Origin of the sequence: Pseudomonas sp. NUPR-001, from assembly GCF_052147955.1 — a bacterium.
Taxonomy (GTDB): Bacteria; Pseudomonadota; Gammaproteobacteria; order Pseudomonadales; family Pseudomonadaceae; genus Aquipseudomonas.
In genome coordinates, this window is sequence record NZ_CP197353.1 from 5,202,265 (window position 1) to 5,225,763 (window position 23,499).

Annotated in this window: 22 protein-coding genes; 12 read left to right on the forward strand and 10 right to left on the reverse strand. The window is 57.2% G+C overall.

Translation table 11 applies throughout. The annotated features are described in order from the left end of the window. Positions 1-16 precede the first annotated feature (16 nt). From cgtA to rplU, 3 genes are all read right to left on the reverse strand, one after another. The gene (gene cgtA, locus ACP6KB_RS23975) at positions 17-1,240 is read right to left on the reverse strand and encodes an Obg family GTPase CgtA (protein WP_442109839.1); all 1,224 of its coding nucleotides are present in this window, start codon (positions 1,238-1,240) and stop codon (positions 17-19) included. A 193-nt stretch (positions 1,241-1,433) separates the two neighbouring features. Beyond that, positions 1,434-1,691 carry a 50S ribosomal protein L27 gene (gene rpmA, locus ACP6KB_RS23980; RefSeq protein ID WP_128322830.1) on the reverse strand — a complete coding sequence of 86 codons (258 nt, stop codon included), beginning with the start codon at positions 1,689-1,691 and terminating at the stop codon, positions 1,434-1,436. Between the two features lie 32 nt (positions 1,692-1,723). Beyond that, on the reverse strand, positions 1,724-2,035 hold the full coding sequence (gene rplU, locus ACP6KB_RS23985) for a 50S ribosomal protein L21 (protein WP_038614793.1): 312 nt from the start codon (positions 2,033-2,035) through the stop codon (positions 1,724-1,726). A gap of 252 nt (positions 2,036-2,287) precedes the next feature. Here rplU and ACP6KB_RS23990 point away from each other — a divergent pair, with 252 nt between their 5' ends. The 3 genes from ACP6KB_RS23990 to ACP6KB_RS24000 all read left to right on the forward strand — a co-directional run bounded on the left by ACP6KB_RS23990 (position 2,288) and on the right by ACP6KB_RS24000 (position 4,118). Next, positions 2,288-3,256 carry a polyprenyl synthetase family protein gene (locus tag ACP6KB_RS23990; RefSeq protein ID WP_442109841.1) on the forward strand — a complete coding sequence of 323 codons (969 nt, stop codon included), beginning with the start codon at positions 2,288-2,290 and terminating at the stop codon, positions 3,254-3,256. 144 nt (positions 3,257-3,400) lie between these two features. Beyond that, positions 3,401-3,742: a zinc ribbon domain-containing protein YjdM gene (locus tag ACP6KB_RS23995; protein WP_133215287.1), complete on the forward strand. Its 342-nt coding sequence runs from the start codon at positions 3,401-3,403 to the stop codon at positions 3,740-3,742. 133 nt (positions 3,743-3,875) lie between these two features. Beyond that, the gene (locus ACP6KB_RS24000; RefSeq protein ID WP_442109843.1) at positions 3,876-4,118 is read left to right on the forward strand and encodes a PA4570 family protein; all 243 of its coding nucleotides are present in this window, start codon (positions 3,876-3,878) and stop codon (positions 4,116-4,118) included. Positions 4,119-4,172: 54 nt separating this feature from the next. Here ACP6KB_RS24000 and ACP6KB_RS24005 read toward each other — a convergent pair whose 3' ends face one another. The 5 genes from ACP6KB_RS24005 to ACP6KB_RS24025 form a co-directional block, all read right to left on the reverse strand. Beyond that, positions 4,173-4,790, reverse strand: a complete 618-nt coding sequence (locus tag ACP6KB_RS24005) for an FKBP-type peptidyl-prolyl cis-trans isomerase (protein ID WP_442109845.1) — start codon at positions 4,788-4,790, stop codon at positions 4,173-4,175. 86 nt (positions 4,791-4,876) lie between these two features. Continuing rightward, positions 4,877-5,182 carry a DUF6482 family protein gene (locus ACP6KB_RS24010; RefSeq protein WP_442109847.1) on the reverse strand — a complete coding sequence of 102 codons (306 nt, stop codon included), beginning with the start codon at positions 5,180-5,182 and terminating at the stop codon, positions 4,877-4,879. Positions 5,183-5,330: 148 nt separating this feature from the next. After that, positions 5,331-5,819 (reverse strand): TIGR00645 family protein, encoded by a 489-nt coding sequence (locus tag ACP6KB_RS24015; protein ID WP_133215279.1) that lies wholly within the window; start codon positions 5,817-5,819, stop codon positions 5,331-5,333. Positions 5,820-5,945: 126 nt separating this feature from the next. Next, positions 5,946-6,287, reverse strand: coding sequence for a PA4575 family protein (locus ACP6KB_RS24020; RefSeq protein WP_442109850.1), 342 nt, complete (start codon positions 6,285-6,287; stop codon positions 5,946-5,948). A 159-nt stretch (positions 6,288-6,446) separates the two neighbouring features. Continuing rightward, the gene (locus tag ACP6KB_RS24025; protein WP_442109852.1) at positions 6,447-8,900 is read right to left on the reverse strand and encodes a Lon protease family protein; all 2,454 of its coding nucleotides are present in this window, start codon (positions 8,898-8,900) and stop codon (positions 6,447-6,449) included. Positions 8,901-9,179: 279 nt separating this feature from the next. On the opposite strand from ACP6KB_RS24025, the gene ACP6KB_RS24030 reads away from it, so the two are divergent. From ACP6KB_RS24030 to ACP6KB_RS24045, 4 genes are all read left to right on the forward strand, one after another. Next, entirely contained in the window at positions 9,180-9,668 is a 489-nt protein-coding gene (locus ACP6KB_RS24030; protein ID WP_442109854.1) for a DUF3015 domain-containing protein, read from the forward strand. Between the two features lie 76 nt (positions 9,669-9,744). Further along, positions 9,745-11,598, forward strand: coding sequence for an Lnb N-terminal periplasmic domain-containing protein (locus ACP6KB_RS24035; RefSeq protein ID WP_442109856.1), 1,854 nt, complete (start codon positions 9,745-9,747; stop codon positions 11,596-11,598). Between the two features lie 153 nt (positions 11,599-11,751). After that, positions 11,752-12,105, forward strand: a complete 354-nt coding sequence (locus tag ACP6KB_RS24040) for a hypothetical protein (RefSeq protein ID WP_442109858.1) — start codon at positions 11,752-11,754, stop codon at positions 12,103-12,105. A gap of 81 nt (positions 12,106-12,186) precedes the next feature. Continuing rightward, positions 12,187-12,684, forward strand: coding sequence for a GreA/GreB family elongation factor (locus tag ACP6KB_RS24045; RefSeq protein WP_442109860.1), 498 nt, complete (start codon positions 12,187-12,189; stop codon positions 12,682-12,684). Here the strand turns inward: ACP6KB_RS24045 and gdhA are convergent. After that, positions 12,681-14,018, reverse strand: a complete 1,338-nt coding sequence (gdhA, locus tag ACP6KB_RS24050; RefSeq protein ID WP_442109862.1) for an NADP-specific glutamate dehydrogenase — start codon at positions 14,016-14,018, stop codon at positions 12,681-12,683. The genes ACP6KB_RS24045 and gdhA overlap by 4 nt on opposite strands. A gap of 265 nt (positions 14,019-14,283) precedes the next feature. Next, positions 14,284-15,975, reverse strand: coding sequence for an energy-dependent translational throttle protein EttA (ettA, locus tag ACP6KB_RS24055; RefSeq protein ID WP_442109864.1), 1,692 nt, complete (start codon positions 15,973-15,975; stop codon positions 14,284-14,286). Between the two features lie 145 nt (positions 15,976-16,120). Between ettA and ACP6KB_RS24060 the strand changes: the two genes are divergently transcribed. The 5 genes from ACP6KB_RS24060 to ACP6KB_RS24080 all read left to right on the forward strand — a co-directional run bounded on the left by ACP6KB_RS24060 (position 16,121) and on the right by ACP6KB_RS24080 (position 23,445). Then, entirely contained in the window at positions 16,121-17,386 is a 1,266-nt protein-coding gene (locus ACP6KB_RS24060) for a site-specific integrase (RefSeq protein WP_024014373.1), read from the forward strand. Continuing rightward, complete coding sequence (locus tag ACP6KB_RS24065; RefSeq protein WP_024014374.1) at positions 17,383-18,972, forward strand: tyrosine-type recombinase/integrase; 1,590 nt, start codon at positions 17,383-17,385, stop codon at positions 18,970-18,972. The genes ACP6KB_RS24060 and ACP6KB_RS24065 overlap by 4 nt, the downstream gene beginning before the upstream one ends. Then, on the forward strand, positions 18,969-21,179 hold the full coding sequence (locus ACP6KB_RS24070; protein ID WP_024014375.1) for a hypothetical protein: 2,211 nt from the start codon (positions 18,969-18,971) through the stop codon (positions 21,177-21,179). Before ACP6KB_RS24065 ends, ACP6KB_RS24070 begins: the two co-directional genes overlap by 4 nt. 2 nt (positions 21,180-21,181) lie before the next feature. After that, a complete protein-coding gene (locus ACP6KB_RS24075; protein ID WP_024014376.1) occupies positions 21,182-21,574 on the forward strand; it encodes a hypothetical protein in 393 nt (130 codons plus the stop codon). Between the two features lie 440 nt (positions 21,575-22,014). Then, positions 22,015-23,445, forward strand: a complete 1,431-nt coding sequence (locus ACP6KB_RS24080) for an IS1182-like element ISPa7 family transposase (RefSeq protein ID WP_023098450.1) — start codon at positions 22,015-22,017, stop codon at positions 23,443-23,445. Positions 23,446-23,499 lie beyond the last annotated feature (54 nt).

The following is a 23,499-nucleotide window of genomic DNA, read 5'->3' on the forward strand; positions in this document are numbered from 1 at the left end:
AGTGTACTGCAACGCGTCAGTCGCGCACGTAAATGATTTCCGGACCGTCTTCGTCGTCGTCATCCCAATCATCGTCATCGTCGTCGCCGATGTCGTGCACGCTCTTCACGCCGCTACGGCGCAGCGCACGGGCATCGTCCAGTGCTTGCAGCTGGGCACGGGCTTCGTCTTCGATGCGCTGATCGAGATCAGCCAGCTCTTCGGCGTAGGCCGGATCGTTGGCCAGGCGGTCGGCGCGGTCTTCGAGGTAACGCATGATGTCGCGGCTAAGCTGCTCGGTGCCCTGCTTGGAGATCGCCGAGATCACATAGACCGGGCCTTCCCACTGCAGACGCTCGACCACTTCCTTGACGCGCTCATCACGCTCGTCGTCCATCAGCATGTCGCACTTGTTCAGCACCAGCCAGCGATCACGCTCGGCCAGCGACGGGCTGAAGCGGGTCAGCTCGTTGACGATCACTTCGGCGGCATCGGCGCTGTTGCTTTCGTCCAGCGGCGCCAGGTCGACGAGGTGCAGCAACAGGCGCGTACGCGCCAGGTGCTTGAGGAAACGGATACCCAGGCCAGCACCGTCGGAGGCACCTTCGATCAGGCCAGGAATGTCGGCGATGACGAAGCTTTTCCAACGGTCGACACTGACCACACCCAGGTTCGGCACCAGGGTGGTGAACGGGTAGTCGGCGACTTTCGGCTTGGCGGCCGATACCGAACGGATGAAGGTACTCTTGCCAGCGTTCGGCAAGCCCAGCAGACCAACGTCGGCCAGCACTTTCATTTCCAGTTTCAGGTCACGCTGCTCACCCGGTTTACCCGGTGTGGTCTGGCGTGGCGCACGGTTGGTACTGGATTTGAAGCGGGTGTTGCCCAGGCCGTGCCAGCCGCCCTGCACCACCATCAGCTTCTGACCTGGCTTGACCAGGTCACCGATGACTTCCTGAGTAGCGGCGTCGATCACCGTGGTGCCGACCGGCACGCGCAGGATCAGGTCGTCGCCCTTCTTGCCGGTGCAGTCGGTGCTGCCGCCATTGGAGCCGCGCTGGGCTTCGAAATGACGGGTGTAACGGTAGTCGACCAGGGTATTGAGGTTTTCGTCGGCAACCATGAACACCGAGCCGCCATCGCCACCGTCACCGCCGTTGGGACCGCCGTTCTCAATGAATTTTTCGCGGCGGAAGCTCATGCAACCGTTACCGCCATCACCGGCTTTTACCCGGATCGATACTTCATCAACAAACTTCATAAAAATCGCCTCTCGTCAGCTGGACGAGCTGAGTGACACAAAGACATAAGGCTCTTGCAAAAATGAGCGCGGCGGCCCCCGTCAACGACCGAAACACCAGCGCCGGCAGCCCATACAAACAGCTTTGCAAGAGACTCACCCCACAAACGAAAAAGCCCCGTCGCGAGACAGGGCTTTTCCAGCGTGCGCACGATTACTCGGCGACAACGCTCACGTAACGGCGGTTGAACTCGCCTTTTACTTCAAACTTGATCTTACCCGCGATCTTGGCGAACAGGGTGTGATCTTTACCCATGCCAACGCCGTAGCCAGCGTGGAATTGGGTGCCGCGCTGACGCACGATGATGTTGCCAGGAATGATAGCCTGGCCGCCATACATCTTCACGCCAAGGCGTTTGGCTTCTGAGTCGCGACCGTTACGGGTACTACCACCAGCTTTTTTGTGTGCCATGGTTCAATTCTCCAGAAATGGGATTTAGGCGATTAAGCCGAAATACCGGTGATCTTGATTTCGGTGAACCACTGGCGGTGGCCCATACGCTTCATGTGGTGCTTACGGCGGCGGAACTTGATGATGCGCACTTTGTCGTGACGACCTTGCGAGATCACTTCAGCAACAACCTTGGCACCAGCAACGACTGGAGCGCCGATGTTCACGTCGTCGCCATTGGCAACCAACAGAACGCGGTCGAAAGTTACGGATTCGCCAGTGGCGACTTCCAGTTTTTCGATTTTCAGGTATTCACCTTCGGCGACTTTGTACTGCTTGCCACCGGTAACAATTACTGCGTACATGGGTATTTCTCCGATAATCCTGCTCACCCAGCTCTTTATAGGAAGAGTATTGGCTGGCATGGCTGCATAGGGCTGGAACGGCCCAGTGCAATTGCGTAAGGCAGGTGCTGCCCAGGAAGTTCAGGGTGCGCGATTGTACGCAACGCGCCCGTTCCTTGCAAGTCCCGCCCCCGGCCCGCAAGGACCGCGCCTTGACACACCGGGACCCGCGACCTAGCATGCCGCGCAACCTTTATGGAGCACCTGTGGCCGATGCAACCCCAAGCTTTCTACCGCGCGGTAGCGGACGATTTCAGCGCCGTTGACGAGATTATCAAGAAACAGCTGACTTCGCGTGTACCGCTGGTATCGAAAATCGGCGATTACATCACTTCAGCCGGTGGCAAGCGCCTGCGCCCGTTGCTGGTGCTGCTGTGCGGCAAGGCGCTGGGTCGCGAAGGCGACGATGTGCGCCTGCTGGCCGCCACCATCGAATTCCTGCACACCGCCACCCTGCTGCATGACGACGTGGTCGACATGTCCGGCATGCGTCGCGGCCGCTCCACTGCCAATGCCCTGTGGGGCAACGCACCGAGCGTGCTGGTCGGCGACTTCCTCTATTCGCGCTCGTTCGAAATGATGGTCGAACTGGGCTCGATGCCGGTCATGCAGATCCTCTCCAAGGCCACCCGGGTCATCGCCGAAGGCGAAGTCCTGCAGTTGTCCAAGGTGCGCGATGCCAGCACCACGGAAGAAGTCTACATGGACGTCATCCGCGGCAAGACCGCCATGCTGTTCGAGGCCTCGACCCACAGCGCCGCGGCCCTGGCCGAGGCCACGCCAGAGCAACGCGAAGCCCTGCGCACCTTTGGTGACCACCTGGGCGTGGCATTCCAACTGGTCGACGACCTGCTCGACTACAAAGGCGATGCGCAAACCCTGGGCAAGAACGTCGGCGACGACCTGGCTGAAGGCAAGCCAACCCTGCCGCTGATCTACACCATGCGCGAAGGCACTGCCGAGCAGGCTGCGCTGGTACGTCAGGCCATCCAGAAAGGCGGTATCGAAGACCTTGAAAGCATCCGTGCTGCGGTCGAAGCGTCCGGCTCCCTGGACTACACCGCACAATTGGCACGCGACTACGTGGCCCGTGCAATTGCCTGCCTGGACGTGCTGCCGGCCAGCGAATACCGTGACGCACTGGTTGAACTGAGCGAGTTTGCGGTCGCGCGTACGCACTGATTCCGAGCTGTCTCCTATCGCGGGGCAAGCCCGCTCCCACAGCGTCCTGTGGGAGCGGGCTTGCCCCGCGATTGCTTTCCCCCTCTGACAGACAAAACCCTATACAATGTAGGTCTTGTATCTGTACGTCCTAGAGGAACCCTAGTGAGCACTTTGCCACCCTGCCCTAAATGCAACTCCGAATACACCTACGAAGACGGCGTCCAGCTGATCTGCCCCGAGTGCGCACACGAGTGGTCTGCCACCGGTGAAGCCGAGGCAGCGAGCGATGAAGCGGTCAAGAAGGACTCGGTGGGCAACGTCCTGCAAGACGGCGACACCATCACCGTGATCAAGGACCTTAAAGTCAAAGGCACCTCGCTGGTGGTCAAAGTCGGCACCAAGGTCAAGAACATCCGCCTGTGCGATGGCGACCACGACATCGACTGCAAAATCGACGGTATCGGGCCGATGAAGCTGAAATCGGAATTCGTCCGCAAGGTCTGAAGCCCTGTGGTTTCGGGGCTGGCTGCCAGCCTCGAAACCCCTCGCTGCACCACTGGGCATATTTTTGCCAATAGCCCCTTGCTATTTTGATAATAAGAATTATTCTCATTGGACGCTTCCAAGGAGAATAGCCATGACTTATCTGATAGACGCCTGGCTTGACCGCCCGCACCCTTACCTGCGCATCCTGCATCGGGAAACCGGTGAGGTCTGTGCCGTGCTCGAGCAAGAAGCACTGGACGAGCTGCGCGACCAGGGTGATCTGGACCTTAACGGTTTGAATTCAAGCGAGCCGATTGTGCTCAAGGAACTGGTGAGGAACCTGTTCCTGTTCTGCTATGCGCGGGCGTTGCGCCCGAATGCTGAGCTGTATTGAAAGCATCGCGGGGCAAGCCCGCTCCTACAGGAGCGGCTTGCCCCGCGATAGGTATTACAGAACGTCGAGCAGTTCGACGTCGAACACCAGTACGCTGTGCGGCGGGATGCTGCCAACGCCCTGAGCGCCGTAAGCCAGCTCGCTCGGAACGTACAGGCGCCATTTGCTGCCGGCGTTCATCAGTTGCAGGGCTTCGGTCCAGCCAGCGATCACGCCGCCAACCGGGAATTCTGCTGGCTGGCCGCGCTCGTAGGAGCTGTCGAACACAGTGCCGTCGATCAGGGTGCCGTGGTAGTGAGTGCGCACGCTGTCTTCACGGGTAGGCTTGGCGCCTTCACCGGCGGTCAGCACTTCGAACTGCAGGCCCGAAGCCAGGGTGGTGATGCCGTCACGCTTGGCGTTTTCAGCCAGGAACGCTTTGCCTTCGCCAGCGGCGGCTTCGGCCTTGGCTGCAGCTTCAGCCTGCATGATGTCACGGATGACTTTGAAGCTGGCCGACAGGTCTTCTTCGCTAACGCGGCTGGCCTGGCCATTGAAGGCGTCGGTCAGACCGGCCAGGATGGCGTCCAGGCTGACACCCGGTGGCGGGTTGTCGCGCAGTTGGCCACCCAGTTGACGGCCGATGCCGTAGCTGACGCGGGTTTCGTCGGTAGACAGATTGATTTCGGACATTTGCTTGCTCCGCAGCAGGGCGCACGACAACCGCGCCCTTTATGAAAAGGGCGAGCAGCCTAGCACACTGCGGCAAAGCAGTTCAGCTACCAGGCAGAACGTCGTGGCATCGGTATTTTCAAGTCGCCGTCACCGGTGTTGCTGCCGCCGACCATTTCGTCGTCCATCGACCAGTGCACCAGATGCAGCGGTACCGCAGGCAAGCCGTCGAGCAGACGCTGGGCATCGACCACCGAATGCACTTTCAGACGTTGCCCCTTGGAATCGGACAGTGGGTGAGCGTGGCCTTTGACACGGGCCTCAAGAATGAAATCGCCGCCTTCCAGGGCTATCAGGTTGAGCTCTTCGACATGACCGGCCTTGGCCTCTGTGTTCAGTTGTTGAAGGTTCATTGCGATACCTCGCTACTGGAACGTTGAGCAGGCTTTTCAAGTGACCGTTCATTTTTTGTACAGCCTGCGCCAAAGCACAAGGCAAAAACGCAACCGCCCGTCCGTTTTACAACGGACAGGCGGTCATTTGTGGCGTCAAACAGCGCGATCAGTGCTTGGTCAGCTTGTCCAGGTAGCCCATGGCAAAGGCCGAGACCACGAAGGTCATGTGGATGATGACGTACCACATCAGGTACTCGGTCTCGATGTTCCGCGCGTCCATGAACACCCGCAGCAGATGGATCGAGGAGATCGCCACGATGGATGCTGCCACCTTCATCTTCAGCGAAGAGGAGTCCATCTTGCCCAACCAGTTGAGCTTTTCCTTGCTCTCGTCGATGTCCAGTTGCGAGACGAAGTTCTCGTAGCCGGAAATCATCACCATCACCAGCAAACCACCGACCAGGGCCATGTCGATCAGCGAGAGGATCACCAGGATCAGGTCAGCCTCGGCCAGCGAGAAGATGTTGGGCAGCACATGGAAGATCTCCTGGAAGAACTTCAGTGCCAGCGCCAGCAGGCCCAACGACAGACCAAAATAGATCGGAGCGAGTAGCCAGCGCGAGGCATACATCGCATTTTCGATAATACGTTCCATTGAAAACTCGTCAGGTGGCGAAAATAGCGAGCGCGAGTATAAACAGCCAGCCATGACAGAAAAAGCCCGTGGCACGCTGCCACAGGGGCAGCGCCAGGGAGAAGCGGCAAATACGCGAGTGCGGCGTCAGGTTTCCGGATTGAACTGGAAATCACCAACGTGATGGACGCGCTCACCATTGACCCGCCGCAGCTGGGCTTGCAGGTGCACACTCCAGATCTGCGGATCGTCGGCTACCTGATAACCGTGCAGGGTCAGGCTATCGACGATGGCTTCAAGCACCGACTCGGCCACGAAGGGACCATGAAAAGGCCCTTGGGATTTGATTGCAGAAGGTTGCTCACCGGCCATACCGGCGGCGAATAATAGGGTCCACATGCCGTTGTCGCCGGCCAGTGGGCGAATGCTGCATTCAATGCGGGTCACCAGGCCCAGGCATTGGCGGGTGAGGCTGAGGCTGCGCGGCATGGCGACGATCCTCGGGAAACCCTTGTTCAACCCTGCGGGCAAGGCTGTTTCTATCCTGAAATGACTGCATTCCCTGACTAGAAGAATAGAAGAATTCTGCTCTCGCGTAGAAAAACCGGCGCCCAGCGGTACTGACCGCTGCGGCGCCGATTATTTGACTCAGGACGTCTTGATCTGCGCGGCGGCTTGTTGAGCCAGCGCTTGCTCGGCCTGCTCCTTCTCGGCCTCTTTAAGGTCCTCTTCGCTGATCATTTCGGCGATCACCCGCAAGCGTTCCACCACACGGGCGTTGACGCTGCCCTCGGGGAATTCGCCGTCGGCATTGGGTTCACCGGCCGGCTCGCCCACCAGCAGGCTCAATGCCTCGTCGGCCTGGCTGACGGCATAAACGTGGAACATGCCCTGGCGCACCGCCTGCAACACCCGTTCATCGAGCATCAAGGTGGCAACGTTAGCCCGCGGGATGATTGCGCCCTGTTCGCCAGTCAGTCCGCGTGCTTCACACAAGCGGAAGAAACCTTCGATTTTCTCGTTGACCCCACCTACTGCCTGCACTTCACCGAACTGGTTGATCGAGCCGGTGATGGCGAAGCATTGCTTGAGCGGTGTCTTCGACAAGGCGGAGATCAGCGTACAGACTTCACCCAGCGACGCGCTGTCACCGTCGACATAACCGTAGGACTGCTCCAGGGCAATACTCGCCGAGATGGCCAGGGGGAATTCCTGGGCATAGCGGCTGCCGAGGTAACCGGTGAGAATCATCACCCCCTTGGAGTGAATCGGCTGGCCGAGGTTGACCTCGCGCTCGATGTCGACGATGCCGCTACCGCCCGGATAGACCGTGGCCGAAATACGCGCCGGTATCCCGAACGCCGAATCCCCTACCTCCAGCACGGTGAGGCCGTTGCACTTGCCAACGGCCGCGCCTTCGGTGTCGATCAGGATGATCCCCGCCAGCATGTCGTCGAGAATCCGCGCCGATACCCGGCCGGTACGCGTGGCCTTGGCCTTGAGCGCCCGCTCGATATGACCGGCATCGGTCATCTCGTCGTTGGCCAGGTGACGGATAAAGTCCGCCTCGCTGACCAGCTGGAACAGGTCGCCAATGCGGGCCGACAAGCGCCCCTGGTGTTCAGCCAGACGCGCACTGTAAGTGGCCAGGCGCGCCACGGCGTCGGCGCTTAGCGGCGCCATCCCCTCTTCGCTGGTGCGCGTTTTGAGCAACTGGGCGAACTGCTCCAGGCTCTCGTCGACCATGGGAATGTCTTCGTCGAAATCGACCAGCACCCGGAACATCTCCTGGAAGTCCGGATCGTGGTCCTGCAGGGCGTAATACAGCTGGCGCGAGCCGATGATCACCACCTTGATGTTCAGGGCGATCATCTGTGGGTTGAGGGTGACGGTGGCCAGGCGGCCAAATTCGCCCAACGGCGACTCCATCTTCAGCTTGCGTGACTGCAGGGCACGCTTGAGCGCATCCCAGACAAATGGCTCACCGAGCATCTTCTCCGCTTCCAGAATCAGGAAGCCGCCATTGGCGCGGTGCAACGCACCGGGGCGCAGTTGGCGGTAGGTGGTGTACAGCGCCCCCTGATCAGTGCTGTATTCGATCCGGCCGAACAGGTTGTCGTAGGTCGGGTGCGGCTCGAACACCACCGGCGCGCCGCCACTGGCATGATGGCCTACTACCAGGCTTGGCGAGTACTGCTCTTCCAGCAGCTTGCGCGCCTGGGCATCGGTCTTGCTGTCATCCACCAGTTGCTCGACCACCGTGCGCAGCAGGTTGACTTGCACCCCTTGCAGGTAGGCGCAGACGCCAGCGTTTTCTGCGTATTTTTCCGACAGTGGCGCCAGCAACGGCTGGAGCGCCAGGGTGATGGTCTCTTCGTTGAGTTGGCGTAGCTGATTGTTCGACTCACGCTTCCACTGCGGCAGGCTGGCCAGCTCCTCATTGAGGCGCTCCTCCAGCTCAGCGATGTCTTCATGGAAACGTTCGCGCTCGGCCTCGGGCAGCTGGGCAAACTCCGCCTCGTCCAAGGCCTTGCCGTCGGCCATCGGGGTGAAGGCGACGTTGCTGCTGTCTCGGTACAGGGCGACATCCTTTTCCAGCGAGGCGCGCTCGATGACATCCAGCGCGCGGTCGTAACGCTGATTGAAGGCGCGGTCGATGGCGCTCTTCTTCTGTTGGTAAGACGGGTGCTCGAACACGGCCGGGAACGTCGCCAGCAGGTTGTCGATCAGGCCACCAACGTCGCTGATGAAAGCCCCAGCACTACCTGGCGGCAGTTCCAGTGCACGCGGTTCGCGAGGCTCGTCGAAATTATTGACATAGACCCAGTCCGACGGCGTCTGCAGGCGCTTGCCTTCGGCCTTGAGGTAACGCTTTACGAACGAAAAACGCCCGGTGCCGGGCTCACCCATGACAAACACGTTGTATCCGGGACGTGGCATGGCGACGCCAAATTGCAAGGCTTCGACAGCACGTTCCTGGCCAAGCACACCGCGAAAAGGCTCCAGATCATTGGTGGTGGAAAAGTCGAACTGTTCGGCGGAAAACGGCCGGGTCAAGGCTTCTGGCGCAAGACGCAGGCTCGCAGCGACAGGATCGGGCATCGGGCTTCCTTACTTCGGCGGGGCAGATGAAAGCATTCTGGCGCTGCCTGCCTGCGCCTTGCAAGGCTCATTGGCACAATATGTCGCAGGGGCGAAAACCTGCACTACGTCAACATTCCTCAGCAATTTTTCGCAATAAATCACGGAACCCTTAGATCGTGCCTAAACTCCATAACTGCGCGGCTGGGTAAACAACCGACCCGCCCCTGGCAACTCTGCTGACAGACACGCCAGATCACCCTGACCTTTGGTATCTACGACTAGAAAGAGAACAAAGCTATGAAACGGATTCTTCTGGGTACTCTGTTCACCGCGGTCTCCCTCAACGCCATGGCCCAGGCGCCCGGCGGACCGGACTGCGGTTGGGGCAACATGCTGTTCGAGGGCCAGCGCGGTACTCCGGCCCACTTCCTCGCCTCCACCACCAACGGCACCTCCGGCAACGCCACCTTCGGCATGACCTCGGGCACCAACGGCTGCTCGACCAACGCGGCACTGACCTATGGCGGCAAATCCTGGTTTGCCATGAATGGCATGATGAATGAGCTGTCCGAAGACATGGCAAAAGGCCAAGGCGAAGCCCTGACCACTTACGCCGTGGTGCTTGGGGTAGCACCAGAAGACCGTGCGCATTTTGCAGCGGTCACTCATCAACACTTCCAGGACATTTTCAAAACCGCGGACGTCACCGCTGAAGATGTTCACACCAACACCCTGGCGGTGCTCAAAAGCGATCCACGCCTGGCCAAATACGCAACCCAGGCTTAAGCTCGGCCCACCCGCCCCACACCGGGGCGGGTTGTTTCTTGCCTCTATCGGCATCATTCAGACGTAGTTGCCCGACATGCTCAAACGCCTTGCTTACCTGGCGCTGTGTGCCTGCGCCCCGTTGCATGCTGCACCCTCAATCGATGACGCGCGCCTTGCGCAGTTGGCCTCTGACCGCTACTGGATCTCCCTGGGGCACTATGAAACCGCCAAGCTTGGTGGCTGGCGCAGCTATGTCGATGACCGGCGTTTCTTCCTCGCCGCAGACGGTGCCCATCACCCCGACCAGGAACTACGTGCCACGCTGCAGGCGCTGTATGCACCGGCGAGCCTCGGTGAGCAGCACGCGCAGTGCGTGTTCCCGGCCCGTACCCGCTGGCTGCGTGAGCAACTGCAACTTGATGATCTTCCGGCGCCAGACTGCAAAGAATTCACACAATGGTTCAAGGACGTCTCGCCGCACAGCGCGGTGATGATCTTCCCTGCCGCGTACCTCAATAGCCCGTCCTCGATGTTCGGTCATACCTTGCTGCGTATCGATCAGGCCGATGTGCAGAGCAACGATACGGCCCTGCTCAGCTACGCGATCAATTTTGGCGCCTACATCGAAGGCAACGACAACAGCATCCTCTACGCCTGGAAAGGCCTGATGGGTGGCTATCCGGGGCTGTTTGCCCTGGTGCCCTATCAGGAAAAGCTCTCCGAATACCGCAGTTTGGAAAACCGTGACCTGTGGGAATACCGGCTGAACCTGACGCCGGAAGAAACCGCGCGCATGGTCGAACACATCTGGGAACTCAAGCAGATCCAGTTCGACTACTTCTTCTTCGACGAGAACTGCTCGTACCGTCTGCTGGAACTGCTCCAAGTGGCGCGCCCGAGCCTGGACCTGACCTCGCAGTTCCCGCTGACGGCCATCCCCACTGACACCGTCAAGGCAGTCAAACAGTCGGGCCTGGTCGAGCGCATTGACTATCGCCCGTCACGCGAGCGCGAGCTGCTGGAACGCGCCAAGCCGCTCGATGCCGCGGAGCAACAACAAGTGCTTGCCGTCAGTGCCGACACCGCCTACCTGCAGAGCCCCGAATTCACCGCCCTGCCCCGCGAGCGCCAGGCGCTGGTTCAGGATGCCGCCTACCGCCTCGAACGCTACCGGGCCAACGGCCAGGAGCGTGACCCGGCACGCACACAACGCAGTTTCGAGCTGCTGCGGGCGATCAACCGTAACCCCGCGCCCGAGTTGGACATCGAACGCCCAGGCTTGCCTGAAGACGGCCATCAATCGCGCACCTGGCAACTTGGCGTGGGGACTCGCGAAGACCGCGCCTTCGCCGAATATGGCCTGCGCATGGCCTACCACGACCTCAACGACAACGCCTACGGCTTTCCCCTCGGTGCGCAGATCGAGATCCTCCAGCTCAAGTTGCGTCAGTACGAGAATAACGACTGGCAGGTGCAGCGCTTCGACCTGGCGACCATTCGCTCGCTGACGCCACGCAACGACCTGCTGCAGCCTTGGTCCTGGCAGGTGAGCGGTGGTCTGGAGCGGGTGCTGGGCAAGCATGACGACGACGTGCTGGTCAGCCACGTCAACGGTGGCGCCGGGGGGACCTGGCAGTTGGCCGACGACATGCTCGGGTTTGCGCTGGGTACGGTGAGGGTTGAGCACAATAACGACTTCGCGCAGTTCATTGCTCCAGCGGCGGGTTTCAATACCGGGCTGCTGTGGCGCAACCCGCTGGGCACGCTGAGCGTTGAAGCCAAGGGGGATTACTTCACCAATGGCGAAGTGCGTCGCAGCTTGAGCCTGAACCAGCAGTGGGAACTGTCCCGCGATCTGGGGTTGCGGCTCAGTGCCAAGCGTGAGTTCAGCCAACTGGCAACCGCGCAGAACGAGGTGATGCTGGAATTGAAGTGGTATCACTACTGAACAATGTAGGAGCGGGCTTGCCCCGCGATTGCGAGCTGTCAGTCACATCGCGATCGCGGGGCAAGCCCGCTCCTACAGGTGCTTCATGGTGATTTCACGTGGCGCCGACAATTCCCCACCTAGACTTATCCACAATGCGTGGAGAGTTCGAAGATGCAGCGGTTTGCTTGGGTGCTGGGCGTAATGGTGTTACTCACGGGGTGCCAAATCACCCATGAGCAGTTGATCGATCAAGGCTATCCACCGGCGTACGCCGATGGCTTTCAGGACGGCTGCAGCAGCGGTCGTCAGGCCGCCGGGGTGATGGCCGGGGATTTTCGCAAGGACGTGCCACGCTACCTGCACAATCGCCAGTACGAAACCGGCTGGGACGATGGCTTCCGCCAGTGCCACGCCATGCAGGAAAGCCAGGACCAGCAGGATTACCGCGCACGCCACTGGGATGAGCGCGACGAGCAGTGGCAGGAAGAGAAAGACCGCGATGCGGCACGCGCCTATAAGCGCTAGGGACAAGCTTCAAGCGGCAAGAAAAAGCAGTGCGGGCTACGCTTCAATCGCCGAGCCATCAGCCTGCACAGGGAGCTTGTCGTGAGCCGAGCATTCGTTAATGAAGACCACGCCGCTGCTCAAGCCGATCAACCGGTCGAGCGCCAGATCAGCACACAACCCAACTATGTCACTGCCCAGGGCCTTGCTCAGTTGCAGCAGCGGGTCAGTGAATTGCACGCGCGCCACAACGAGCTGCAAGCTCAAGGTGAACACGCCGACAAGCAGCAACTGGCCGACACAGAGCGCGATCTGCGCTACTTCAATGCGCGTGTACAGAGTGCCCTGGTGGTGCCAAAGGCCAGCGCTTCAGATCGCGTGCAGATTGGTAGCGGTGTGACCTTTGTCGATGAGCACAACCAGACGCATCAGGTGCAACTGGTCGGTGAAGATCAGGCCGATGCGGGCAAGGGCCTGATCAACTGGGGCTCACCGCTGGGCCGGGCGCTGCTGGGGGCTGCGCCCGGTGATGAGGTGTTGTGGCGACGACCGGCAGGGGATCTGTCGATCGAGATCGTCGCCATCACCCCAGAGGCTTAAACCACGCCTTGGGCCAGCATGGCATCGGCGACTTTGACGAAGCCGGCGATGTTGGCACCTTTGACGTAGTTGATACGGCCGTTTTCTTCGCCGTAGTGCACGCAAGCGTGGTGGATCGACTGCATGATGTTGTGCAGTTTGCTGTCCACTTCACCGGCGGTCCACAGCAGGCGCATGGCGTTCTGCGACATTTCCAGGCCGCTCACGGCCACGCCGCCAGCGTTGGAGGCCTTGCCCGGAGCGAACAGAATACCTGCCTCGATGAAGATATCCACAGCATCGAGGGTGGTTGGCATGTTGGCGCCTTCAGCCACGCAGATGCAGCCGTTGCGCAGCAGGGTGCGGGCGTCTTCGCCGTTGAGTTCGTTCTGGGTGGCGCACGGCAAGGCGATATCGCATGGCAGGTTCCATGGGGTCTGGCCCTTGCGGAACTCCAGGCCAAAGCGCTCAGCCAGCTCGCTGATGCGCCCACGCTTGACGTTCTTCAGTTCCATCAGTGCATCCCACTGCTCGTCGGTCAGGCCGGCTTCGCAGAACAGGGTGCCTTCGGAGTCAGACAGCGAGATCACTTTACCGCCCAGGTCCATGACCTTACGCGCGGCGTACTGGGCCACGTTGCCGGAACCCGAGATCGCGACGCGACGACCGTCGATGCGCTGGTCCTGACGCTTGAGCATCTCTTCGGCGAAGTACACGCAACCATAGCCGGTCGCTTCCGGGCGGATCAGGCTGCCGCCGTAGGTCATACCTTTGCCGGTCAGTACTGAGGTGAACTGGTTGGCCAAACGCTTGTACTGGCCGAACATGAAGCCGATCTCGCGAGCGCCGACACCAATGTCGCCCGCCGGAACGTCCAGGTCTGCGCCGATGTGGCGATACAGCTCGCTCATGAAAGCCTGGCAGAAGCGCATGACTTCAGCATCGCTCTTGCCCTTCGGATCGAAGTCCGAGCCGCCTTTGCCGCCGCCCATTGGCAGCGAGGTCAGGGAGTTCTTGAACACCTGCTCGAAGGCCAGAAATTTCAGCACGCCAATGTTGACCGAAGGGTGGAAACGCAGACCGCCCTTGTACGGGCCGATCGCGCTGCTCATCTGGATGCGGTAGCCGCGGTTGACCTGGACCTTGCCAGCATCATCAACCCAGGAAACGCGGAACAGGATGGCCCGCTCAGGCTCGACCATGCGTTCGAGAATACCGGCTTGCAGGTAATGAGGGTTAGCCTCGAGGAAAGGCCAGAGGCTACGTAGCACCTCTTCAACAGCCTGGTGGAATTCAGGCTGGGCAGGGTCGCGCTGTTTCAGGCGCGCAAGGAAGTCTTCGACGGATTCGATCATGTAGACATTCACCAGATAGAGTTGGACTTATGTTTTTTTCCCAACTTTACCAAGAACCGCTCGCACTGGAACAGGGCGCCATGTCGTTTTTATGAAATTTATTGGTGCATTTGTATAAGTGTATACATTCTCTGTAGGAGTGGGCTTGCCCCGCGAACAATTCCACTGACACACCTAAATCGCGGGGCAAGCCCGCTCCTACAGGGCCGAAGAGGCGAAAAAAAACGGGGCCCACAGGCCCCGTTTCAGTGCAAACCCCGAAGCGTTATGCCAGTTTTTTGTGCCGTACCCGGTGCGGCTGGGCAGCAGCTTCGCCGAGGCGCTTCTTGCGATCGGCTTCGTACTCGGTGTAGTTGCCTTCGAAGAACACCGCTTGCGAATCGTCTTCGTACGCCAGGATGTGCGTGGCGACACGGTCCAGGAACCAGCGATCGTGAGAGATCACAATGGCAGCGCCAGGGAAGTCCAGCAGGGCTTCTTCCAGCGAACGCAGGGTTTCTACGTCGAGGTCGTTGGACGGTTCGTCGAGCAGCAGGACGTTGGCGCCTTCCTTGAGGGTCAGGGCCAGGTGCAGACGGCCGCGCTCACCACCGGAGAGGTCTTTGACGAACTTCTGCTGATCGCCACCTTTGAAGTTGAAGCGACCAACGTAGGTACGCGACGGGATTTCATAGGTGCCGATGCGCAGTTGGTCGGAACCGTCGGAGATTTGCTGGAACACGGTCTTGTTGCCGTCCAGGTCTTCGCGGCTCTGGTCAACGCAAGCCAGTTGTACGGTTTCACCGATCTCGATGCTGCCGGAGTCCGGCTGTTCCTTGCCCATGAGCATGCGGAACAGGGTCGATTTACCGGCACCGTTACCACCGATAACACCGACGATGGCGCCTTTTGGCATGCTGAACGACAGGTTGTCGATCAGGACGCGATCGCCATAGCCTTTGGTGACGTTCTTGAACTCGATGACTTTGTCACCCAGTCGCGGGCCAGCCGGGATGTAGATCTCGTTGGTTTCGCTGCGCTTCTGGAATTCCTGCGATTGCATTTCTTCGAAGCGTTGCAGACGAGCCTTGGATTTGGACTGACGGGCCTTGGCGCCTTTGCGCACCCACTCCAGTTCCTCTTTCATGGCCTTTTCATGAGCCGACTGCTGCTTGGATTCCTGGGCCAGACGATCAGACTTGGCTTCCAGCCAGCCCGAGTAGTTGCCTTCGTACGGAATACCGGCGCCGCGGTCGAGCTCGAGGATCCAGCCGGCGACGTTGTCGAGGAAGTAACGGTCGTGGGTAATCGCTACCACGGTGCCCGGGAAGTCGTGGAGGAAGTGCTCCAGCCAGGCGACGGAGTCGGCATCCAGGTGGTTGGTAGGTTCGTCGAGCAGCAGCATGTCTGGGGCCGACAGCAGCAGGCGGCACAGGGCCACACGACGCTTCTCACCACCGGACAGGTGCTCAACTTTGGCATCCCAGGCCGGCAGGCGCAGGGCATCGGCGGCCACTTCCAGCTGGCGCTCCAGGTTGTGACCATCGCTGGCCTGCAGAATGGCTTCAAGCTTGGCCTGCTCGGCGGCCAGCTTGTCGAAGTCGGCATCCGGCTCGGCGTAAGCGGCATAGACTTCGTCCAGGCGCGCCTGGGCGTCCTTGATTACGCTGACCGCTTCCTCGACCACTTCACGGACGGTCTTGGTCGGGTCCAACTGTGGTTCCTGTGGCAGGTAACCGATGTTCAGCTCTGGCATCGGGCGAGCTTCGCCGTCGAACTCTGTGTCGACGCCAGCCATGATCTTGAGCAGGGTGGATTTACCCGAGCCGTTCAGGCCGAGCACGCCAATTTTGGCGCCGGGGAAAAACGACAGGGAGATGTTCTTCAAGATTTCCCGCTTCGGCGGGACAACTTTGCCCAGCCGATGCATGGTATAGACGTAAGAACCTGTTTGTCCGTGTTTGTCGCCTTTTGCCATCTTTAAAAACACCTATGAGTCAGATACTGCGCGGCTTTCGAGTATTTTTAGCATGCGTTGCAAAAAATCAAAAAAGTCACGCTTATGATTGAGGCTGCTTTGATTCGTTACTATACTTGAAAACGTTACGTTTTGGAGGCAAGCCGTGGGTCATCAAATCGTAGAGATAAGGGTTGATGGTGCTAGAGGAAAGGTGTTGGTGCAAGAGCACATGCCTGTTTACTACCCGAACCTTTATATGACCTTGGAGCAGTCAGGTCGGGCATTGAACACACAGCACAAGTATTTAGAGCACATCGGAGTGGTCGAGGACTTTCTGGAGTATGAGTCAATTGACCTGATCGCTCGCCTGGAGGAGCGGCCGAAATCTCGCTACTTAACTGATAGTGAGATTTCACGCTTTGTCGCTGACGCGGCATTACACAAATCAACCCTGGACAAAAAATACAGAGGTGTACATCTGACTCCAACGGCCTACAAAACAGTGGGTAGAGTCCATGCGCAGCAGCGTCTTGAAGCCGTACGCGACTATCTCAAATTTCTGTACGAAAAGCTGGGTGACGAGACGACGCGAGATGCCGCCGCCGATGACGTCGAGCGGCGTTTCAATCGCAAGATAAAGGCAGCCAAGCCTGCCTGGAAAAAGGTCAGAAACAGCGACATGAAGGGGCTGACCAATCAGGAGCGAGATCTCTTGTTAGAGATCATGCATCCTGAGAGCACTAAGAACCCCTTTGCAAATGAAGCGTTGAAGCTGCGCAATTATATTATTTTGCTCTTGGGGCTGGATATGGGGCTACGCCGTTCCGAAATGCTTTTGATTAAGCTCGGAGATATTCGGTGGCACAGCAGACAGCTCTCAGTTGTCAATCTTGAGAGCGAGGAAGTCGACCCGCGCACTTTGGCTCCGCAATTCAAAACCCACGAGCGCATACTGGAAATGGGTGACGATCTTATCTTCGCACTGAAGAAATATGTGGACACCTACCGCATCTCTAAAAGGGGGCCGTCTGCGGCAAAAAAACACCCCTTTCTACTGGTATCTCATCGACGCAATGAAGGTAGGCCACTGAGTATCAAAGCCCTTGATGGCATCCTGCCTCGGGTTGGTAAAGTAGTACCTGAACTGATACATATTCACCCCCATATATTGCGTCATGATGCAGTCCACACATTACTTGAAAGCATGCGAGAGGAGTTGGAAACACTTACCCCAGAGGATCGCACGACAAAGGTTCAAAAAGTTCTTACCTATGCTTTTGGATGGAGTTCTGAATCTAATATGCCAAGCCTCTATGGGGCGAAATTCTGGAAAGAAGAAGCAAATAATGCGATGAAAAAGCGCTCTGATAAATTCAAAGCTATCAGAGAAAGTGTCGAGACCAAGTCTGGCAAGAGACACGCAGAATGAGTCTCGAAGTTTCAGCACTTAAGGCCCCCTCACAGGACTCTCTTGATGCGTGGCTGAATACACCTCGCCTTGCCAAATGTGGCGCGTACTTCACTCCCTCTGAACCGATGTGGTGGCCTGATAGGTCATCCCGTAGCTCGATCAACTGGCAAGCCGCAATCGCCTGCGTTTCATTCGATTGGCAACGCTGGCTACACGCCGCCTTGGCTTATCGCATGGCAGAGGTTTCACAGGGAACTAATGGGCTAGTTGCTTCAATTCTTTCGCGTGCTGCGCAGGTGGGACTAAATCCCCTCAATGAGGATCACCTGATTGATTTGCGCGAGCGTTTTAATATGGGGGAGCTTTCCGCACTGATCGGCTTCATGGGATTTTGGCAAACATGCGAATCGCTCGAACAGCGACCTTCGCAAGCCCTGATTGAAGCTTACAACGCACTACGCAAGAAGAAGCGATCCCAAAATGATGTCATCTTGCGCTTGGATCCTGAGCAGGGGCCTTTCATTCAGACTGAGCAAGACGCCCTGCATCAGTGGGCGCATGAACAGTTCTGTCACGGCAATTTAGACCCTGAGCGCTACCTCTATTTACGTCTAGCGATGATCTATGGGCAGCGTGGCTCACAACTACGCATGATGGTTTTTGATGATTTTATCAAAACCGAGCGGGGCTACCTTATACGAATATTTTGGGCGAAGCAAAAAGACAATGATGCGGGATGGCGAACAGCGTCCGAGACCTTCAACTTAGATGAAGATCTTTACGACACGGTACAGGCCTACAAGGCGATTGTTCAAGCTCAACTTGAGCAGGAATATCCTGGCCGAGCCGATTGGAATAAAGCGATCAAGCATGTACCACTCTTTCGCCGTAAGCTAGATCATAAATTAAGGGATAACAAAACAGTTCCCGTAATAATTGACCTCCCTGATCAAAAATCTTTGGAGCATGCCCCCCAGACTCAGTTTCATATTTCCGGCGGAGTTATAAGAGCTTGGTTATTGCAATTGGAGAGCATGCCTGGATTTCCCATCTCTCCGCGGACACATCAGCCTCTCAAAATTTCTAAAGGCCATCGATTCAGACATACGCTCGGTACCGATCTCTCGAACGCGGGACTGGATGAGTGGTCAATCGCCAGCGCACTGATGCACTCCGGTACACGCACCGTACGTAAATACCGAGCAGTATCTGCTGAGTTAATGAAGCTGATTGACGAGAAGATGAGTGATCATCTCGCGATGGTCGTTGGAGCTTTTACGGGCACCATCGTGACGGATCGTGCTGCTGCAAAAAATGGGGATCGTGAAGACCGAATGATTGAAGACCTTGCCGTCTGCGGTGCCGATAAAGCCTGCCACCTGGATGCCCCATTTACATGTTACGGATGCATTAAATTTCAGCCACTCTTTGACGCAGATCACAGCGCCGCACTTGCGCGACTGGAGCGCCGACGCGCACAAACCATCACCAACGATAAAACTACGGGAGTTCTATGGGATCGCGCCATTCTGGCATGTCGCAAGGTAATTCTTGATTGTAACGCGCTACGCGAATCAGGCAAGGCAAGTGTAGTAGACGTATGAGCAATATCATCGATTTTAAACCCCTTAGCCACCTTAAAGCCGCCGCGCAGTTGGATGCCTTTCTCGCTTGGGCAAAAGCCACTTTGCCCAAGGGAACTCTTAACCAACGAGTTCATCCGGGAATTCGTTGGGATATGGACTCATGGCATAATTCGGGAATTAAATCTTGCGCCTTCACCGCACATGGATCACCGAGAAATTCGAATCCAAAAGACAAAAAATATATGCAGCCGGCGTTCATGGATTTCGCCAAAGCGCTAGTTGTATATTACAGGGTATTTCGAGGAAAGAAATCGGCTAAGGACATGCTCTCCGGCGCAAGAATTCTTGAGGTTGCGTTGGTCGAAGTGACTGGTTCAAGCGACATTACGAGGGTATCGGCCGCTATCTGCAACAGAGCTTGTGAAAAACTCAAAGCTGAATTTCCTGATGGAAATAGTGCATACATTAGGAGCAAGCATCTCGAAAAAATAATCGTGCTGATGAGAGATAAAGGATTACTCGCGCATCCCTTTCGATGGACTTCGCCGCTGCAATATAAGAGCTCAGGCACGCTTAAGGAGCAGCAGAGAAGTCGTGAGAAAAAACTACCGAGCCGCGAGTCAATTCAAGCCCTGGGTGAGCTTTTTAATAACGATTTGACCAGTCCGCTAGACATTATAACCGTCTCAGCATGTGCCCTTTTGCTCAGCCAACCTAGTCGCATCGGTGAATTAGCCGATGTTGAGCGCGATTGCGTGTTATTCAAAAACGATGCTGATGGCGGTCATCGCATGTTCCTGCGCTGGTACGCTGAGAAGGGTTTTGGAGCAACGACTAAGCCCGTTATTGCAGGTATGGAGTCTTCAGTGGAGCGTGCCATTAAGCTTCTGACACCGATCACTGATGAGGCCCGCACGTATGCAGCATGGCTCGAAGATCACCCCGACGAATTTCCGCCGCATGAGGGTGTGCCTCTCAAAGGCCAAGATGATCCGCTCTCTTATGATGAGGCCTGTGCGGCGCTTAAGAGTAAGTTTAATAAGCCACATCCAGCGCGGCAAATTTTTGAAACTAAATGGCTTGATTCCTTGGCAAAACGCACAGCATTAAGTCCCGAAGCTCAGGCGGTACTGGATGAGATACGACAAGGGTGGGATACCGGCAACGGAAAGCGAATCTATGTGAACGGTAAGCTCAATCACTATCAGTTTAATGATAAAGCAGACATTACGTTACGCAAACTCAATATCCTTGTCCGCGAGAAGTACCTACCTAAAGACTTTCCGTACACCACGCCCGCGGAAGACGGTAAAAAGCGCGTGAAGTATCGTGACGCGTTGTTTACGGTGCGAACAGGCAGCTTGCCAGATGAGACAAAAAGTGCCGTCGCAATGCAGCGCGACTTTGGAGTGGAGATCGCTGCCAACAACACGCGAATGACAGCACAACTAGGGGGAGCTTCGCAGTCGCAAAGTATTTTCCAGAGACATGGGTACGGCGACCTTAAGGTGAACACACACGCCTTTCGCCACGAACTTAATACGGAAATGCATAGGGCGGGCCTTTCACAACTGCTGATTGATGCGTTTTCAGGACGCACAACTAAGGGCTCGACCTATAACCATGTAACTATTGAAGAACGAACTCAAGCGGTTGCAGCTGCACACCCTAAAACCAAACACAGTAATGCTGCGAAGTGCTTGGAAAATATTAGAACCAATAAACCTCTAACACTCAGTGATTTGATCGATCTTAGCGAGGGAGACCAAGATCGAGTTATCCATAAAACCCATCTCGGTATTTGTATTCATCAGTTTGAGAGTGAGCCGTGCCCCAAAATGGGCGCATGCCTGACTTGTGGAAACCTGGGCTGTGTCAAAGGTGATGATGTAAAGCTAGCCAATCTCAAGGAAGAGAGAGCTTACCTGAAACAGCGCTATGAGAAAGCTGTGGCTGCCGAAGCCGGTAATGTCTTTGGTGCCTCTGAGTGGCGAAAAAAAGTAGGGGGGGATCTAGTCAAATGCGATGCATTAATCAAGCTCTTAGAGAGCCCGGAGCTCAAGAACGGCGACATTGTGTGGAACCTTGATAATGGCTGGAACCTGACCAAGAATGCTGCTGCAATGGCGGGACTTATCGATGCAAAAACAACTGAAGCGCCGAGACACGCAGCGCTGCCCTCCTTAGATGAGCTATCGGCTATGCTAGACAAAATTGAGGTATAGCGATGGGACATTTAACGAAGAAAGACGAAGCACGCATCATCAAGCTAATTGAAGAGTGGTGTGAACCCAAGCTGACCTGGCCTCTTTTAGTCGAGGCCTGCAAAACCAAGCTAAGCATCAGTCGTGCTCGCCAGTCCTTGATGAAGCTGCCAGCTGTAGACATGGCAATGAAGGTTCGCAAGGCTGCGCTCAAAGCGCCAACTGAGAAGCCAGGCTGGGTTAAAGATATCCACCAAGCCAATGAGCGTATCGAAAAGCTGACTGAAGCCAATCAGCAGCTCAAGGCAGTTAATAAGCAACTTCTTGCACGCTTCCTCACATGGCAGGCCAATGCGGATATGCATGGCGTATCTCAAGCGATGCTGGATAGACCGCTGGTGCATTTCAGGAAGTAATACATGCTGTTCTTGCTTGGCTGCAGCGTATCTCGATGGCATTTTTGCCGGGCTGCTCATACCCGGCCACGGCCTGCCAACTCCCCCATAGCAGCAGATAGCCCTGGTGCTCCTGAAAAGTCAGTGTGGGCACTGTTACAACATGGAATTGTTCAAGCGGGGCTGGCGTGACGTACCACAGAGCCACATAAGCGGCCACTAGGACCGAAGCGTGGGAGACAATGAGGTAGCGAAAATAGGCATGGTCGAGTTCCTTTCGAGAGCCTGGCAGTCCTGGCCGGTTGCAAGGAGGGGTACGACCATAAATTGAGTCTATTCCCTGAGTAGTTTCACGTAAGGAGCTAACTCAAGCCACAGACTCGTGTCGGCCCAGACCGTGTAAAAACGTTGGCATCGTCCTTGCTGTGATTTGATGGATTCAAAATCAGCGGGGGACGCCAATGAAGCGCTTTATCCAGGGAGAGCACCGAGGGCAAAGCACACTGCTTCCCGAGAGCTTGGATGACTACGTGGCGGACACCAACCCGGTGCGGGTGGTCGATGTTTTCGTCGATGAACTCGACCTTGGCCTACTGGGTTTCGAGGGTGTCGTCCCGGCGGAAACCGGCAGACCCGCCTACCATCCTGCTGACCTGCTGAAGATCTACATCTACGGTTACCTCAACCGTATCCAGTCCAGTCGACGTCTCGAACGCGAGAGTCAGCGCAACGTTGAGTTGATGTGGCTGACCGGACGTTTGATGCCGGACTTCAAGACCATCGCCAACTTCCGCAAGGATAACGGCAAGGCAATCCGCGGCGTCTGTCGGCAGTTCGTGGTGCTGTGCCAGCAACTTGGCCTGTTCTCTGAAGCGCTGGTAGCCATTGATGGCAGCAAGTTCAAGGCGGTCAACAACCGTGACCGCAATTTCACCAGCGCCAAGCTTCAGCGGCGAATGGAGGAGATCGAGTCCAGCATCAACCGTTACCTGACCGCACTGGATACCGCTGATCGCCAGGAACCGGCCGTGGCGCAGGTCAAAGCCGAACGCCTCCACGACAAGATTGCGACCTTGAAAACTAAGCTGCGGGAGCTCAAGGAAGTCGAGGTACAGCTCAACGAAACACCGGATAAACAGATCTCCCTGACCGATCCCGATGCCCGCTCAATGAAGACCCGGGGCAGCGGAATAGTCGGCTACAACGTGCAGGCGGCGGTCGACGCGAAGCACCACCTGATCGTGACCCACGAGGTCACGAACGACGGGGTCGATCGAGACCAACTGAGCTCCATGGCCAAGCAAGCGCGAGAGGCCATGGGTGTCGAGGAACTCTCGGCGGTCGCAGACAGAGGGTATTTCAAAGGCGAAGAAATCCTGGCGTGCCATGAGGCTGGAATCACCGTTTTCGTGCCCAAGACGCTGACCTCGGGAGCGACAGCGGCTGGTCGCTTCGGCAAAGGTGATTTCATCTATGACGCAGCCAAGAACGAGTATCGATGCCCGGCTGGGCAAAGCCTGATCTGGCGGTTCTCAAGCGTCGAAAAAGGGCTGAAACTGCACCGCTACTGGAGTTCGCATTGCCAGGGTTGTGCGTTGAAAGAGCACTGTACGCCTAGCTCAGAGCGCCGAGTGAGCCGATGGGAGCATGAGGCAGTGCTCGAAGCGATGCAGAGTCGCCTGGATCAAGCGCCTGAAATGATGCGAATCCGCCGTCAGACGGTCGAGCACCCGTTCGGCACGCTGAAGAGCTGGATGGGCGCCACCCACTTCCTCACCAAGACTCTCGACCGAGTGAGTACCGAGATGAGCCTGCATGTGCTCGCCTACAATCTCAAACGCGTGTTGAACGTGCTGGGCAGCGGTGCCCTGATGGCAGCGATGAAGGCCTGAGGCCTGTTCTACGACTCGTACCGCCCTCCAGCAGGCGTACTGAAGCCGAAAGTG

What these genes read in the sequence shown, in the direction of transcription:
- ACP6KB_RS24015 (WP_133215279.1), bottom strand. Translation starts at nt 5,819, where the DNA reads ATGGAACGTATTATCGAAAATGCGATGTATGCCTCGCGCTGGCTACTC.
- ACP6KB_RS24080 (WP_023098450.1), top strand. Translation starts at nt 22,015, where the DNA reads ATGAAGCGCTTTATCCAGGGAGAGCACCGAGGGCAAAGCACACTGCTT.
- rpmA (WP_128322830.1), bottom strand. Translation starts at nt 1,691, where the DNA reads ATGGCACACAAAAAAGCTGGTGGTAGTACCCGTAACGGTCGCGACTCA.
- ACP6KB_RS24065 (WP_024014374.1), top strand. Translation starts at nt 17,383, where the DNA reads ATGAGTCTCGAAGTTTCAGCACTTAAGGCCCCCTCACAGGACTCTCTT.
- ACP6KB_RS24070 (WP_024014375.1), top strand. Translation starts at nt 18,969, where the DNA reads ATGAGCAATATCATCGATTTTAAACCCCTTAGCCACCTTAAAGCCGCC.
- ACP6KB_RS24010 (WP_442109847.1), bottom strand. Translation starts at nt 5,182, where the DNA reads ATGAACCTTCAACAACTGAACACAGAGGCCAAGGCCGGTCATGTCGAA.
- ACP6KB_RS24030 (WP_442109854.1), top strand. Translation starts at nt 9,180, where the DNA reads ATGAAACGGATTCTTCTGGGTACTCTGTTCACCGCGGTCTCCCTCAAC.
- gdhA (WP_442109862.1), bottom strand. Translation starts at nt 14,018, where the DNA reads ATGATCGAATCCGTCGAAGACTTCCTTGCGCGCCTGAAACAGCGCGAC.
- ACP6KB_RS24075 (WP_024014376.1), top strand. Translation starts at nt 21,182, where the DNA reads ATGGGACATTTAACGAAGAAAGACGAAGCACGCATCATCAAGCTAATT.
- ACP6KB_RS24035 (WP_442109856.1), top strand. Translation starts at nt 9,745, where the DNA reads ATGCTCAAACGCCTTGCTTACCTGGCGCTGTGTGCCTGCGCCCCGTTG.
- ACP6KB_RS24025 (WP_442109852.1), bottom strand. Translation starts at nt 8,900, where the DNA reads ATGCCCGATCCTGTCGCTGCGAGCCTGCGTCTTGCGCCAGAAGCCTTG.
- ettA (WP_442109864.1), bottom strand. Translation starts at nt 15,975, where the DNA reads ATGGCAAAAGGCGACAAACACGGACAAACAGGTTCTTACGTCTATACC.
- ACP6KB_RS24005 (WP_442109845.1), bottom strand. Translation starts at nt 4,790, where the DNA reads ATGTCCGAAATCAATCTGTCTACCGACGAAACCCGCGTCAGCTACGGC.
- rplU (WP_038614793.1), bottom strand. Translation starts at nt 2,035, where the DNA reads ATGTACGCAGTAATTGTTACCGGTGGCAAGCAGTACAAAGTCGCCGAA.
- ACP6KB_RS24000 (WP_442109843.1), top strand. Translation starts at nt 3,876, where the DNA reads ATGACTTATCTGATAGACGCCTGGCTTGACCGCCCGCACCCTTACCTG.
- ACP6KB_RS24020 (WP_442109850.1), bottom strand. Translation starts at nt 6,287, where the DNA reads ATGCCGCGCAGCCTCAGCCTCACCCGCCAATGCCTGGGCCTGGTGACC.
- ACP6KB_RS24040 (WP_442109858.1), top strand. Translation starts at nt 11,752, where the DNA reads ATGCAGCGGTTTGCTTGGGTGCTGGGCGTAATGGTGTTACTCACGGGG.
- cgtA (WP_442109839.1), bottom strand. Translation starts at nt 1,240, where the DNA reads ATGAAGTTTGTTGATGAAGTATCGATCCGGGTAAAAGCCGGTGATGGC.
- ACP6KB_RS23990 (WP_442109841.1), top strand. Translation starts at nt 2,288, where the DNA reads ATGCAACCCCAAGCTTTCTACCGCGCGGTAGCGGACGATTTCAGCGCC.